This window comes from Duganella alba (assembly GCF_009674495.1).
Classification (GTDB): domain Bacteria; phylum Pseudomonadota; class Gammaproteobacteria; order Burkholderiales; family Burkholderiaceae_D; genus Rugamonas; species Rugamonas alba.
The window spans coordinates 1-382 of sequence record NZ_WKJN01000100.1; the positions used below are offsets into that span (position 1 = coordinate 1).

At 44.0% G+C, this 382-nt stretch carries 1 rRNA gene; it reads left to right on the top strand.

The window, feature by feature from the left end:
* Positions 1 to 90, top strand: a 16S ribosomal RNA gene (locus GJ695_RS29435); the annotation flags it as partial.
* Positions 91 to 382: the final 292 nt, after the last annotated feature.

A 382-nucleotide genomic window follows, 5' to 3' on the forward strand; every position in this document is an offset into this window, starting at 1 on the left:
AGGAGGGCGCTTACCACGGTAGGATTCGTGACTGGGGTGAAGTCGTAACAAGGTAGCCGTATCGGAAGGTGCGGCTGGATCACCTCCTTTCTAGAGTAGCACTGGTTCTTGTAACCACATCAAGCGTTCACACTTATCGGCTGTAACAAAGACTGGATTTACGTAAGAAGACATTCTTAGGTAAATGTAGTTCCGTTCTTTAACAATCTGGAAGAAGTAAAGTTTTATTTAAGCGTGTAAGAAATTACACACTTAGGGTAGTAAAACTCATCATCACAAAGTAGTAAATGCTTGCCTAATAGCCGTCAAGGTTATAGGGACAAGTGAATAAGTGCACATGGCGGATGCCTTGGCGATTACAGGCGATGAAGGACGTAGTAGC